This is a genomic window from Candidatus Paraluminiphilus aquimaris, assembly GCF_026230195.1.
Taxonomy (GTDB): Bacteria; Pseudomonadota; Gammaproteobacteria; order Pseudomonadales; family Halieaceae; genus Luminiphilus; species Luminiphilus aquimaris.
In genome coordinates, this window is sequence record NZ_CP036501.1 from 2489754 (window position 1) to 2502957 (window position 13204).

The following is a 13204-nucleotide window of genomic DNA, read 5'->3' on the forward strand; positions in this document are numbered from 1 at the left end:
GCTTTCTCCTCAGTCGGCCGCTATTCAACACAGCAACCCCGTTTCAATCTCATATCGAGCGTTACCGCTCACTTTTTACTCAGAGATGGGCGTTTAAATCCCACCGCGCGAGCATCACTCGCTGCTCATCTGTTAGGTCGGCCCAATCGAGCAAATCTGGCCGCCGATCGAGGGTCCGTTTCAACGCCTGCGCCGCTCGCCAATCAGCAATGCGCGCATGGTCTCCGCTGAGCAACACCTCCGGCACCGCTCGACCCTCAAAAATCTCAGGGCGCGTATAGTGAGGACAGTCGAGCAATCCGTCAACAAAAGAGTCTTGTTCTGCAGACATTTCATCGCCTAAAACACCCGGAATGCGACGAATTAACGAATCCATCACCAACATAGCGGGCATTTCTCCACCACTGACCACCATATCGCCTACCGACAACTCCAGATCTACATCTTGCTCGAGAAAGCGCTCGTCAAATCCTTCATAGCGGCCCGCAACAAAAATAATCGCTTTATGGGCAACGAGACGAGCGATCATAGCCTCATCCACAGGCGCCCCCTGCGGACTCATCGCAACCACTAGGGCATCGTCACCCAGCAGCTGTTTCGCTTTGCGGACGGACTGACTCAGGATAGGCGCCTTCATAAGCATGCCCGGCCCACCCCCATAAGGTCGATCGTCAACCGTACCGTGCTTGTCGGTTGCAAACTGGCGGGGATCCACCGTCTCGACAGTGAAAAGCTGGTCTCGTGCCGCCCGGCCTGTCACACCCCATTCAGTCAGACCAGAAAGCATTTCAGGAAAAATGCTGATAAAACCAAATTGCTTCAAGGCAACGATTGATTCAGTCATCGGGATGCCAGTTCACTTCAATCAGCGCGTCGTCTAAATCGATTCGCGCGATAACCTCGGTCTCTATGTAAGGGATAAGGCGCTCGCGATCATCGATACTGCTCTCAGAGGCGCGAACGACCAGCACGTCGTTAGCACCTGTTTCAAGCAGATAATCGACGTCACCCAAGTAAAGAGGCGCTCCGTCATCACCGGGTGCCATGACGCGACAGCCCACCAGGTCATCCCAGTAAAACTCACCTTCTTTGAGGGTTGGCAGCGCCGACTTGGGAACCACAATGCTGTAACCCCGCAGAAGTTCGGCTGCATTTCGGTCATCTACACCCTCCAACAGGGCGACATACCCCTTTCCCTGCGCGCGAATATTGAGCACGCGTACAGGTTTACGCCCCTGGTTCCGAGCGTCGACTAAAAATTGAGGTTGGAGAGAAGTGAGCGAGGCTGGCGACTCGAGGTTTACCTTGAGCTTTACCCAGCCTTTGATGCCGTATACGCCTACGATTTTGGCGGCGGCTATGTCGGGAGATGTGGCGTCAGAGCGCGCCACAAAAAATCACTTAAGCCGCTGCGGCCGCTTGGCCTGCCGCTTCTTTTACCAAACTGGCGACGCGAGGTGACAACTGTGCACCCTTAGCTACCCATGCGTCGATACGGCCTGTATCGATGCGCAGTCGCTCTTCTTGACCGCGAGCAATGGGGTTAAAGAACCCAACGCGCTCGATAAACCGGCCATCACGAGACCTACGACTGTCGGTAACTGTCACGTGGTAAAAAGGGCGCTTCTTTGAGCCGCCGCGTGAAAGACGAATTGTGACCATTGCTTTGTCCTAAACGTTAACCCTTGGGACATTTCCCAAGGCAAAATTTGAGGTCGCGAAGACTACAGGAAGTCGTCCCGTCTTTAAAGTCCTGCAACACATAATAATTACCGGCGCGGAAACCCGGGTGGCATACCACCACCAGGCGGCATACCTCCGCCACCGCCCATCATTCCACCCATGCCACGCATCATGCGCTGCATACCGCCGCCTTTCATCTTCTTCATCATTTTTTGCATCTGCTTGTGTTGCTTCAACAGACGATTCAGATCAGGAACTGCCGTACCTGATCCGGCCGTGATGCGACGCTTACGCGATGGGTTAATCAGATCGGGGTTTTTTCGCTCTTTCGGTGTCATGGAGTTGATAATCGCTTCCATGCGGTCAAATTGCTTGGTGTCAACTTGCGACTGCGCTGCCTGAGCCATGCCACCCATACCCGGCATTTTATCGAGCATGGCACCAATGCCACCCATATTTTTCATCTGCTGAAGTTGGTCACGGAAATCTTCGAGGTCAAAGCGTCCGCCTTTTTCGACCTTTTTAGCGAGTTTTTGCGCCTTCTTTTTATCAACTTTCCGCTCAGCATCCTCGATAAGCGACAGCAAATCGCCCATGCCAAGAATACGCGACGCCAACCGATCGGGGAAAAACGGCTCAAGTGCCTCTGTCTTCTCGCCAACACCCATAAACTTGATGGGCTTACCCGTAACATGACGCACCGAGAGCGCAGCACCGCCGCGCGTATCAGCATCCACCTTCGTCAAAATAACGCCCGTGAGTGCCAAGGCGCGATTAAACGCGGTCGCGGTGTGCACAGCATCCTGACCTGTCATGGCATCGATGACAAAGAGCGTTTCAACCGGGTTGATGGCCTTATGCAGGTCAGAAATCTCTGCCATCATTTCATTATCAATCGCAAGCCGTCCCGCCGTATCGACCAACAAAACGTCACTGAATGCGGTTTTTGCGTTCTTAAGCGCGCGATTAACAATGTCTACAGGGCGCTCTTCCACCGACGAAGGCTCAAAGCGCGCACCCACCTCGCTCGCTAGTGTTTCGAGCTGCTTAATAGCGGCCGGTCGATAAACATCAGCACTGACGACCGTCACTTTCTTTTTCTCACGCTCCATGAGGTAGCGCGCAAGCTTGGCGACCGAGGTGGTTTTGCCCGCACCTTGCAGACCGGCCACCATCACAACCGCTGGGGGTTGTGTCGCTAAATTGAGTTGCTCATTGGCTTCACCCATGACGCTTTGAAGCTCAGCCTGAACGATTTTCAAAAAGACCTGCCCCGGCGTGAGACTCGAGCTCACCTCAGTACCAACAGCGCGCTCTTTGACCCGGTCCGTGAACTCCTTAACCACCGACAGAGCAACGTCGGCCTCCAACAGCGCCATACGGACTTCCCGCAGCGTGTCTTTGATGTTGTCTTCAGTGAGGCGCGACTTGCCCGCCATTGCCCTCAAACTGGCGGATAAACGTTCGCTTAAGCTTTCAAACATGTTCTTTCCTGTGTCAATTAACAGTGCCGCAAGCGCTGGAACCGCGTAGTATACGCCTACGGCAAAAAAATAATCAGGGGAGTTCTGCAATCGGCATGGCAGGATTTGCGACCAATCAAGTTCTCGCAGTAGCGGCCACGCTCGCGGCCGCGCTCTATTTGTTTACAGCAGCTCAGCAGCTTTTGAGGCTCGAACGACGCGAGCAAAAACTGCCAAACGCTATCTTATTCCCGGCCATCGCGGCGCTCTTGCTCCATGGTTTTGTCATTTACGATAGCTCTGCGTCCGTGGGGGCCAATTTTGGCTTTTATCGTGTTGCATCGTTAACGTTCTGGCTGATGGGTGTCCTAAGCTTACTGATTCTCGCCTTCCGTCCATTGCAGACGTTACTCATGGGTATTTTCCCATTGGCAGCGATTGCCATATTGGTCGCGACACTGACGCCTGAAACGGCTCGGCCCATGACCGATACACCACGCGGCTTGCTGCTGCATATCTCGACCTCGATTATCGGTTATGCGTTGCTGGGACTCGCAACACTGCAAGGCTTGTTGGTGCTTCAACAAAGCCGGTTGTTGCGGCAACACAAGACACGCGGGCTTATTCGCTTGCTGCCGCCGCTTGATAGCACCGAGCAAGTCATGCACGAGCTAATTGCAATGGGGACGCTTGTCATGGCGATATCAATCGTCGCCGGCTTCTACTATGTCGACGATTTATTTGCGCAGCACCTCATACACAAAACAGTGCTCACCATCATTGCATGGCTGCTGTTCGCGGTGGTCTCCATCCGTCATATACGTTATGGGTGGCGCGTAAACACCGCAGTGATGCTTTGCTGCAGTGGGTTTGCCTTGCTGACGCTTGGCTTTTACGGATCCAAACTCGTTCTAGAGCTTGTTTTAACCTAAGTGAAATCTAGGGTTGCGGCCGGACACATTTTTCTCAACAATTGGCGTTCATGCTGACGCTTGCCCATAAAGTTTGAACGACGCCCCGCTGGGACTCCTCTTTGCCATTTTGGCAGCACTCATTCTGTTATCCGGATTTTTCTCGAGCTCAGAGACAGGGATGATGGCGCTCAACCGCTACCGGCTAAAGCATCTGCAGCAGCAGGGTCACAAGGGTGCGCTGCGAGCGGGAAAGTTACTTGCGCGTCCCGATAGGCTGATTGGACTCATTCTAATCGGCAATAACCTCGTCAATATATTGGGCTCTTCCATTGCCACCGTTGTGGCGATTCGACTTTATGGCGATGCGGGTATTGCTATAGCCACCATTCTTTTGACGATCGTCATTCTCATCTTTGCTGAGATCACCCCGAAAACGATTGCCGCTATCCACCCTGAAAAAGTGGCCTTCCCAGCAAGTATTATTCTGCTGCCGCTTATGAAACTCGCCATGCCACTCGTATGGTCGATTAACGCTATTACAAATGGTCTGCTGTCGCTCCTTGGCTTCAAAACCAATGCCGCAAATGAGGACGAACTTACTCAAGAAGAGCTTCGCACCATCGTCAATGAGTCGGGTGGACTCATACCGCGGCGACACCGAAGTATGCTGGTGAACATACTCGATCTCGAGCAAGTCTCAGTGAATGACATTATGGTGCCCCGCAACGAGATATACGGTGTCGACCTCGATGATGATGATGAGACGATACTCAAGCGACTCAAGTCGAGTACCCATACCTTAGTGCCCGTCTTTCGCGGCGATATCAACAAGATCGAAGGTATCCTGCACTTGCGAAATCTCGGCAAGTGCCTTGATGGCGACGGGCTCAATCGAACCTCATTGATCAGTGAGCTCCAAGAGCCCTACTTCACACCAGAGAACACAGCGCTACATATTCAGCTCCGCCATTTTCAGCAGCGAAAACTTCGACTCGGGATGATCGTCGACGAATACGGCGACATCATGGGCTTGGTGGCCCTTGAAGATATCCTCGAGGAGATCGTCGGAAACTTCACTTCCAATCTAGTAGAGGACCAAGAAGAGATTGCCACGATGGCAGACGGAGGTGCCTCCTGTACCGGCAGCATTCCGATCAGAGACATCAATCGACAGTTTGGGTGGTCGTTACCCACAGACGGGCCAAAAACTATAAGCGGGCTTGCTCTTGAGGCCTTGGAGGCCTTCCCAGTGGGCCCCGCGTCCGTTCGGATTGGTGCTTACCAACTCGACATAGAATGCGTCGAGGGCAATGCAATCACTCAGGTTCGCGTAACACCGATGACCGCCACACCGCCATCGGATGACGCCATCTAGGATTCGCAAGTACGGGGAAACACCTTGACACTTCGCAACGCGCTAAACCCTCAAAATAATGAAAACCCAGCTTCTTTCCGTCGCTGAGCGCTCGCCTCAAGAATTTCTTGCTTGCGCGTATCGTCCGCAGTAAACCAATCTACGATTTCATCGCCTGTCCTGTAGCAGCCCTCACAGACGTCATTCTGATCAAGTGCACAGATAGAGACACAAGGGGATTGTGGGGTATCAGACATGGGGGTCGCCCGCCTCCTGGGCTGCATAAAATGCGTCGGCAAATTCATCGAGTGTTCCTGCCTCGATAGCATCACGGATGCCTTGCATGTGCTTTTGGTAGTACGTCAGGTTGTGAATGGTGCACAACTGCGAGCCCAAAATCTCATTGCAACGATCAAGATGGTGCAAATAAGCGCGACTAAAGTTCGAACAGGTGTAGCACTCACAGTTCTCATCAAGGGGGCGCGTGCTTGTCTTATGGCGCGCATTACGCAGTTTAATGACGCCATGGCTCGTGAAGAGATGCCCATTGCGCGCGTTCCGTGTGGGCATCACGCAGTCGAACATATCGACACCACGGCGCACCGCCTCGAGTAAATCCGCGGGCGTGCCCACCCCCATCAAATAGCGAGGTTTATCATCTGGCAGCTGGTGCGCCACGTCATCCAGCACTTGCACCATCTCGTCTTTCGGCTCGCCCACGGATAGGCCGCCGAGTGCGTAGCCGTCGAAGCCAATGTCGACTAATCCAGAGAGCGAGGCTTCACGCAGATGCTTGTACATTCCCCCCTGCACAATGGCAAAAAGCGCAGAGGCATTACCCGCATGAGCATCCTTACTGCGTTTTGCCCAGCGCAGAGAGAGCTCCATCGATCGACGTGCCTCCTCCTCTGTCGCAGGATAAGGCGTGCATTCATCAAAGATCATTACGATGTCACTGCCTAAATCCCGCTGAATTTTCATCGAGGTTTCGGGATCCAGAAACACCTTGTCGCCGTTAACCGGCGACTTGAACGTCACGCCCGACTCTTCGACTTTCCTGACCTCGCCCAGACTGAACACCTGAAACCCGCCCGAGTCAGTCAAAATCGGGCCACCCCACCCCATAAAATCGTGGAGGTCGCCGTGCTTCGAAATGATGTCGGTGCCCGGTCGAAGCCATAGGTGAAAGGTATTCCCAAGGAGAATCTGTGCACCCGTAGCGCGCACGTCATCCGGGGTCATGCCCTTAACCGTGCCATAGGTACCGACCGGCATGAAGGCGGGGGTTTGGACCTCACCTCGCGCAAAGGTCATTGTCCCCCGACGCGCGAGACCGTCTTTAGCTGAAACCGAAAACTTCACTTTCGACCCTCAAGATTTGTGCGTGACAAACATCGCGTCACCGTAACTGAAAAAGCGGTACTCCTTGAGTACAGCTTCACGGTAGGCCTTCATTGTTTCCTCATAGCCGGCAAAGGCAGACACCAGCATAATGAGTGTGCTTTCAGGCAAATGAAAGTTTGTGACCATTGCGTCTACCACACCAAACTCGCACCCCGGATATAAAAATATATCGCTGTCACCTTCGAAAGCCCGAGGGCAGCGCTCAGAGTCAAGACCTGCGGCCGCCGCACTTTCGAGCGATCTAACAGAAGTCGTGCCAACCGCCACAACGCGACCCCCTCTCTTGCGGCACGCACGGATCGCGTCAACGCAATCCTGCCCAACCTCAATCCATTCCCGGTGCATTTTATGATGCGTAATATCCTCAACGCGCACGGGTTGAAAGGTGCCTGCCCCCACATGAAGGGTTACAAACGCGGTCTGCACACCTTTGAGGCTGAGTCGCGAGAGCAGGGCCTCGTCGAAGTGAAGACCTGCAGTAGGCGCTGCAACAGCGCCCTCATGCTTTGCGTAGACGGTTTGATAACGCTCACGGTCTTGTGGTGTATCCGCGCGCTCAATGTACGGAGGTAGGGGCATATGACCGTACAACCGCATCATCTTTGCAACCGTGCCAGTTTCCGCTTGAAGTTCAAACAAACCGCCATCGCGACCACAGACCCTCAGCGTGAAGTCAGTAATATCTGAGTCCTGATCAGCTGTAATAAAGATGAGGGAACCCTCTTTCGGACTCTTACTCGACCTGACGTGGGCCAAAACAGAGCCATCACCGCGCAATCGCTCAATCAAAATCTCAACACGCCCACCCGTTTGCTTTTGACCATAGAGCCGCGCGGGAATCACTCGCGTGTTGTTAAAAACAAGCAAGTCATTGGGGCTCAGCAACGCTTCTATCTCTAAGAACTGCCGGTGATCAAGGCTACCTGTGGCACCGTCCAGCGCCAGAAGACGGGAACCCGTCCGCTCCTCAAGTGGCGACTGAGCAATCAGGTACTCGGGTAGGTCAAAGTGAAAGTCAGCTGTCTTCATAGTCACGTTTAGTTAGTAACGCAGTCATAAAAAAGCCGGCATACGCCGGCTTCGTCGTTTCGTAAGAGCGACGATTAGTCGTCGCTGGCTTCGCCATCCGCGGGTGCTTCCTCAGCGGCGGGCTCTTCTGCTGGTGCTTCCTCAGCTGCAGGCTCGTCTGCGGGTGCTTCCTCAGCGGCAGGCTCTTCTGCTGGTGCTTCCTCAGCGGCGGACTCTTCTGCTGGTGCTTCCTCAGCTGCGGGCTCTTCTGCTGGTGCTTCCTCAGCGGCGGGCTCTTCTGCTGGCGCTTCCTCAGCTGCAGATTCCTCCACAGCAACTTCTTCCGCAGCTGCTTCTGCAACGACCTCTTCTTCCGTCTCCACAACTTCGGGTTCGGGTGCGGGCGGCGCTGAAACCGTAACGAGCTCTTCAGCAATCAGAATATTGACTTTTTCTTCGCCATTCACTGGCTTTCCTGCAGCATTTTGAACTGCATAACGGTTGTCACCGCGCAAGAAAATTTTGTAGTCAGCGGTCTTACGGACAAGCTTCATCGCCATGTCTTTTCTCCCTCAAGATACTCAGCAACAGCACAAAGCAGTGGGCTCTGCGCCAAATTGCGGCGTAGTATACGCGCAACTCAGAATTATAGCGATGCTTAGATTGCTGATTCAGCTCGACCTGATATACTCCGCCGCCTGCACGTTGCCGCACATGCCAGAGTGGTGAAATTGGTAGACACAGGGGATTCAAAATCCCCCGCCCTTAAAAGCGTGCCGGTTCGAGTCCGGCCTCTGGTACCACATAATTTTTCAAAGCAAAAAAAAACGCGAAGGTCTGCTATTGCGGCTGCCCGCCCTGGCCAAGACGCCGCCTTATTGGTCTGCCGACCATTGGGATGCCCGCGAGCAGCTAGAGCGAATTCTGCGTAAGTCAGTAAACCGCTTGCTCAAATTCAAATAGCGCTTCAATGGTAATATCGTCATGAAAGGGCAGCTCCTGGGTGCCAAAAATGCCGTATATCCCCGCTTCTCGGTCTATCCAAAAACATGAGTTAAGTAATCCTGTCCAAGAGTCTGAAAATGGCTTTCTTCCCCCCTCGATACCGCCTGTATGGAGCAGCAAGCCGAAGCCGAACCTTGCTCCGTTACCGAAACTCAAATCCCCGTTGTTGCTGATATTAGGCATAACGGTATCAAGAGCACCCATGATCGCACTTCATGCTGAAAAACCGTAGGAACGTCATTCAGATACTCGTCCTAAATAAAGCACCAATTACGCTCTTTGGTGTCTAGCAGCCGACTACTGCCGCGGGACACATGTGTTACCGTCGGAACTTCGAGCAATAGGATAAAAAATTTCTGCATTGAGAGCGTTTTAAAGCGATGGCAATCTCTTGGGAACCAGGCGAATTCGATAGCGTATACATGGTGTCGGGTAGTCTTTTAGTAACAACAGCTTCAGGTGACAGGGTGATCGGATACCCAAAACCCGTATCAGTCTCTGCCAGCAACCAAAGTGACGCTAAAACCAAGGTCAAAATGATGCTCCTTTCGAGGCACGGACTCAAAGACGTTAGCGTCACTCAAGACTCTCTCAGAGCGACATTGAAGCAAGATTGAATTTAACATCTCTGACCCGTAGCGGTTATCAAACTCAATCGTATGGGATGACGCTCCGACAGGGTGCGATGTGCCGCTGATGTGCCCGGTGAGGTACTGCGCCGAACAGGCAAGTCCAGTCGTCACCCCCCGGTTTGGCTTCTGGATAACAGCTTAGCCGGTGCGCCCGTCGCTTCTCAGCACAACTCAGCGAACGCACATCTCACTCAAACGTTCTTATCTCGAATATCCGAGTGCACTTTGATGCGATAGAGTCATCGACAAGGGTTCATCCCCCGGCCTTGAAAGTATATTGGCGCGATTTGGGCCTCTGGCACTCGCCTTGCTTCATCACCAAAAACTCTGCGCGTAGCCAATGGGCGGCTTTATCGGTAGCGTATTGGTGGAAATCCCGACCCAGGAGCGAGTCTATGTTCTCGGACATCAGCCAAACTGTTGCTAGGCAACTCATTACACACGGACACAGCGTCTCGGTCGCCGAGTCATCGACGGGCGGTCTTATCGCAGCGAATTTACTTTCCGTGGCCGGCGCCTCGAACTACTTTCGGGGCGGCAGCGTTATTTACACACGAGAATCGAGGTACGCCTTTCTCGATCTTGACCTCGTCAAGTTAAAAGGTCTGAAACCTTTGACCGAGCCTATGGTTGCCGAATTTGCCGATGCCGCACGATTGAAACTCGACGCCACCTGGGGTATTGCAGAACTGGGCGCCGCAGGCCCTAGAGGCACGCCCTACGGTCACGCCCCGGGGACAAGCGTCATAGGCATCAGCGGACCGATCAACGCTACGATTACTGTCGAGACGTCTTCGGATAGCCGCGAGGACAATATGGTGCGGTTTGCAGAAGCCGCACTATCACTCTTCAACGAGACACTGCGGAAATTCGATCAGGCTTAAAGCTCAGCCGAAATCGTCGTGGGCTCGGCCATTACACAGCCGCAAATGGTACTCGTTTTGCTCATCACTCTCGTCAGTCAGAATAAGCCGAGTGCCTGAGTGCCGTAAGCAGGCGCGCAGCGCGCGTCGAGCAACACTTGATTCAGGCTCTAGCGTCTCGGTCGGCAGGTCATCGAATGACTCGGATGGTTGGTCATCCTCGGGCAGACCCCAGCCAACACCCGTGTCGATAATGCGTAGATTCACGCAGTTGAAACCGTCCACCTCCTCCGACCACAGTGAAACCTCGATGCGTCCCTCGTCTGTGGTTTCTGCCGACAGACTGACAGCTGCGACTAAGGCAGTCTGAACACTGAAACCAAAGCCAAGAAAGGTCTCAGGTAAGTCACCCGAATTCAGAAATTTGGCCTCGACCGGCGTATCGATTGTGGATACTTCCAGCACCATTTGGGCGAGCGCCACTAATTCGCTCGAATTTATTTTTTCAATAGTTGCCCGCTGGCTTGCCGCCGTAGGTGGGCTCTCTAGACGCAGGGTATTTAAGCTCAATGTTGCTTGCATAAATTCACTGACAGCAATATCAAAGTATCTGCGCTCACTTTCTGGGATATCGCCATCGCGCATAAGGAAGGCAAATTTGCTCATCTTCTCCAGCTGATGACTCAGAACATCATGAATTGACGTGTTGACAGAGTCTTTAATCATTAGCGAATCGGCGAAAGACCTGAGAGTGTCAGTGCTCGTAGCGCGGTAACGAATATACGTAGCCGTTGTGACCAAGAGGAATAGTGCTAAAACGATGGGGATCGCGATCCGCCAGCGGCCCTCGGCGTTAACACCCGACATCCCGAGCGCCTTGTACGCGTCATTAGGCTGATAGACACTGTAGGTTAACGCTCGCGACGCTTCGCTGCTAAAGTCGGTTCGATATTCCAATCCGCGTCCGAGTTCGGCCTCTGTACAATCGAGCTTGCCCTTGGGCACCTCCCAAACAAGTTGACAATTACCCGTTCGCGCGTCCACGTTAATGACTCGCATTGGGGTTGTACCACCCACCATCTGTTGGCCAATAAGATCAATGGCTCGGTGCAAATCAGCAATACCAACGCGATTGACCATGAACCATCGTGATAGCCCGTCGCCACCTTCAAAAACTAGTCGCGTGTGAATTATGACGGGCTGTTGGCCGGCAATACGCAGCAAAGAATCACTCTCAATTTCATAGATTTCGCTGGTGGATTCAAACAATTCCACCTTCTCCAGATCGACATGGGCGAAAAGTGATGTGTCTAAAACAGGCACTCCCTCTAGCGCAGCTTCACTTGGGTAGCGCCCTCTGAGAAGTAATTCCCCCTGAGGCGTTTCTTGTACGAGAAAGGATTCAAAGAAATCGTAACGTGAATTTCGCAGCGCGAACGCAATCCGTGAAAAGGCCTCTTGCAGAATGGAGGCTCGGTCTTCATCGGAACCTGCCTGCTCAAGCTCAGGTAATCTGTAGAGCGCCAGCTGAACCGCACTTTGGACGTCCCGCGCCAGGAGATTTCGCATGCCCTCGCGACGAGACGCATCTTTTTCAAACGTCGATTCAAATTGCTCGGCTATCGCGATTTGAGAGCCCTGCAGACGCGACGTGACATCCCACATTAACAGCATGAGGAGCAACGTAAGTGCAGCAATGTACCAACGGCCACTCGGTTTAAATGTGTTCATGCTGGCTGACTCGTCATTCGGCGCCCAGACGGACAATTATCCTAACCCAGGGATTTGAGTAAGCAAAATCAACGCCCTCATCGGCCATCACCCACTGAAGAGTTGAAGCCTGAGCGCACGTCCTTAAGTATCCGACCGCTATAAAACATTGCGGGCAATCACAACCGATGAAAGCCCAATCCACAGGGTATTAAACGCCACCATTGTCGGAAGCAATTTACGCTCCGAGACCCAAATCAACAGTGCCGAAGTAACGAGCGTGATGATATGGAGCTGCCAAATCTCCTTTTGCCAAACTAAGCCTGGGATGATGACCGCCGCCTTGGCTATCCACGCTATCGCCTCAACCACATTGCAGTTAACCCAATAACCGTCCTGAAACCACATGCGGTAGCTCGCCATAATATTTGCGAAACCAACATGTGCGTATACCAGCGTTGTAAGGGCGATGAATAAACCGAGCGCAATGGCTATTTCAAACATGAGCGGCGACCGCAAGCTGTCTCGAGGCGTTTCAGTGTAGTGTTTACTGCTTTGCCGATATCGCGGTGCCTATGCTTCGTCCTTGTTTCTTGACGACTTATTGCCTGTGCTTTCACCGGCTTGAAATCGTTTGGATCGCTCTGTGACGGCGCTATGGGGTTTTCCGCTTGAATCGCCAAGGAAAAATAAGCAAGCGCCCTGTCGCCCATCGCAAAGCGAAAAGCACCAGAGCCCATAGCAAAAAGATCCAGTGCGTATCGGAAATCAAATCCAGAGACCATCGCCAAGCCACGGTCGAATTCGACATCAATGTCGATTGCATCGCCACCAGTACCAAAGGCAGAAACTTCAAGATACCAAGAAGGGCGAGCACAAAATTGGCCCAGGCAACACCTAAAACGAATCGATTAGTTGGTTTCATCAGCCTCCCTCGCCCTCAGTCCCGACTCACCTTTTGCCTCTTTTTATCGTCGTTAGAGCACTCACCGATGCGAACTTGACTATCCGCAATGTGCGCCTCAAGGTGAGGACGCTCTGAAAATAAACGCTAACACGCAACGGCACGCGCTTGTATGGATAAGAAAAAGGAAAAACGGCCCCAGGGCCTGTCACTCGGTCTAGGGTTGATTTTCGGCGTCACGCTCTATGTGCTAACCCGTGAGGT

Annotated in this window: 15 protein-coding genes and 1 tRNA gene; 4 read left to right on the forward strand and 12 right to left on the reverse strand. The window is 53.0% G+C overall.

Annotated elements, in window-relative coordinates; genetic code table 11:
• Positions 1-79 precede the first annotated feature (79 nt).
• The 4 genes from trmD to ffh form a co-directional block, all read right to left on the reverse strand.
• On the reverse strand, positions 80-844 hold the full coding sequence (gene trmD, locus E0F26_RS11365) for a tRNA (guanosine(37)-N1)-methyltransferase TrmD (RefSeq protein WP_279241779.1): 765 nt from the start codon (positions 842-844) through the stop codon (positions 80-82).
• On the reverse strand, positions 837-1391 hold the full coding sequence (gene rimM, locus E0F26_RS11370) for a ribosome maturation factor RimM (RefSeq protein ID WP_279241780.1): 555 nt from the start codon (positions 1389-1391) through the stop codon (positions 837-839). The genes trmD and rimM overlap by 8 nt, the downstream gene beginning before the upstream one ends.
• Positions 1392-1401: 10 nt before the next feature.
• Positions 1402-1662 carry a 30S ribosomal protein S16 gene (gene rpsP / locus E0F26_RS11375; RefSeq protein WP_279241781.1) on the reverse strand — a complete coding sequence of 87 codons (261 nt, stop codon included), beginning with the start codon at positions 1660-1662 and terminating at the stop codon, positions 1402-1404.
• Between the two features lie 107 nt (positions 1663-1769).
• Positions 1770-3167, reverse strand: coding sequence for a signal recognition particle protein (ffh, locus tag E0F26_RS11380; RefSeq protein WP_279241782.1), 1398 nt, complete (start codon positions 3165-3167; stop codon positions 1770-1772).
• A 95-nt stretch (positions 3168-3262) separates the two neighbouring features.
• Between ffh and E0F26_RS11385 the strand changes: the two genes are divergently transcribed.
• Complete coding sequence (locus E0F26_RS11385; RefSeq protein ID WP_279241783.1) at positions 3263-4078, forward strand: cytochrome C assembly family protein; 816 nt, start codon at positions 3263-3265, stop codon at positions 4076-4078.
• A 73-nt stretch (positions 4079-4151) separates the two neighbouring features.
• Positions 4152-5435 carry an HlyC/CorC family transporter gene (locus E0F26_RS11390; protein WP_279241784.1) on the forward strand — a complete coding sequence of 428 codons (1284 nt, stop codon included), beginning with the start codon at positions 4152-4154 and terminating at the stop codon, positions 5433-5435.
• A 50-nt stretch (positions 5436-5485) separates the two neighbouring features.
• On the opposite strand, the gene E0F26_RS11395 is transcribed toward E0F26_RS11390, so the two are convergent.
• From E0F26_RS11395 to E0F26_RS11410, 4 genes are all read right to left on the reverse strand, one after another.
• Positions 5486-5671, reverse strand: coding sequence for a DUF1289 domain-containing protein (locus tag E0F26_RS11395; RefSeq protein ID WP_279241785.1), 186 nt, complete (start codon positions 5669-5671; stop codon positions 5486-5488).
• On the reverse strand, positions 5664-6776 hold the full coding sequence (gene tgt / locus E0F26_RS11400; RefSeq protein WP_279241786.1) for a tRNA guanosine(34) transglycosylase Tgt: 1113 nt from the start codon (positions 6774-6776) through the stop codon (positions 5664-5666). Before tgt ends, E0F26_RS11395 begins: the two co-directional genes overlap by 8 nt.
• A 9-nt stretch (positions 6777-6785) precedes the next feature.
• Positions 6786-7847, reverse strand: coding sequence for a tRNA preQ1(34) S-adenosylmethionine ribosyltransferase-isomerase QueA (queA, locus tag E0F26_RS11405; protein ID WP_279241787.1), 1062 nt, complete (start codon positions 7845-7847; stop codon positions 6786-6788).
• 74 nt (positions 7848-7921) lie between these two features.
• Positions 7922-8386 (reverse strand): hypothetical protein, encoded by a 465-nt coding sequence (locus tag E0F26_RS11410; protein ID WP_279241788.1) that lies wholly within the window; start codon positions 8384-8386, stop codon positions 7922-7924.
• 156 nt (positions 8387-8542) lie between these two features.
• On the opposite strand from E0F26_RS11410, the gene E0F26_RS11415 reads away from it, so the two are divergent.
• Positions 8543-8629 (forward strand) — tRNA-Leu (locus tag E0F26_RS11415).
• A 130-nt stretch (positions 8630-8759) separates the two neighbouring features.
• On the opposite strand, the gene E0F26_RS11420 is transcribed toward E0F26_RS11415, so the two are convergent.
• The gene (locus E0F26_RS11420; RefSeq protein WP_279241789.1) at positions 8760-9035 is read right to left on the reverse strand and encodes a serine hydrolase family protein; all 276 of its coding nucleotides are present in this window, start codon (positions 9033-9035) and stop codon (positions 8760-8762) included.
• Positions 9036-9858: 823 nt separating this feature from the next.
• Here E0F26_RS11420 and E0F26_RS11425 point away from each other — a divergent pair.
• On the forward strand, positions 9859-10347 hold the full coding sequence (locus E0F26_RS11425; protein WP_279241790.1) for a CinA family protein: 489 nt from the start codon (positions 9859-9861) through the stop codon (positions 10345-10347).
• Between the two features lie 3 nt (positions 10348-10350).
• Here the strand turns inward: E0F26_RS11425 and E0F26_RS11430 are convergent, their stop codons facing one another.
• From E0F26_RS11430 to E0F26_RS11440, 3 genes are all read right to left on the reverse strand, one after another.
• Positions 10351-12057, reverse strand: a complete 1707-nt coding sequence (locus tag E0F26_RS11430; protein WP_279241791.1) for a hypothetical protein — start codon at positions 12055-12057, stop codon at positions 10351-10353.
• 138 nt (positions 12058-12195) lie between these two features.
• Complete coding sequence (locus tag E0F26_RS11435) at positions 12196-12540, reverse strand: hypothetical protein (protein WP_279241792.1); 345 nt, start codon at positions 12538-12540, stop codon at positions 12196-12198.
• A 151-nt stretch (positions 12541-12691) separates the two neighbouring features.
• The gene (locus E0F26_RS11440) at positions 12692-12961 is read right to left on the reverse strand and encodes a hypothetical protein (protein WP_279241793.1); all 270 of its coding nucleotides are present in this window, start codon (positions 12959-12961) and stop codon (positions 12692-12694) included.
• Between the last annotated feature and the right edge of the window lie 243 nt (positions 12962-13204).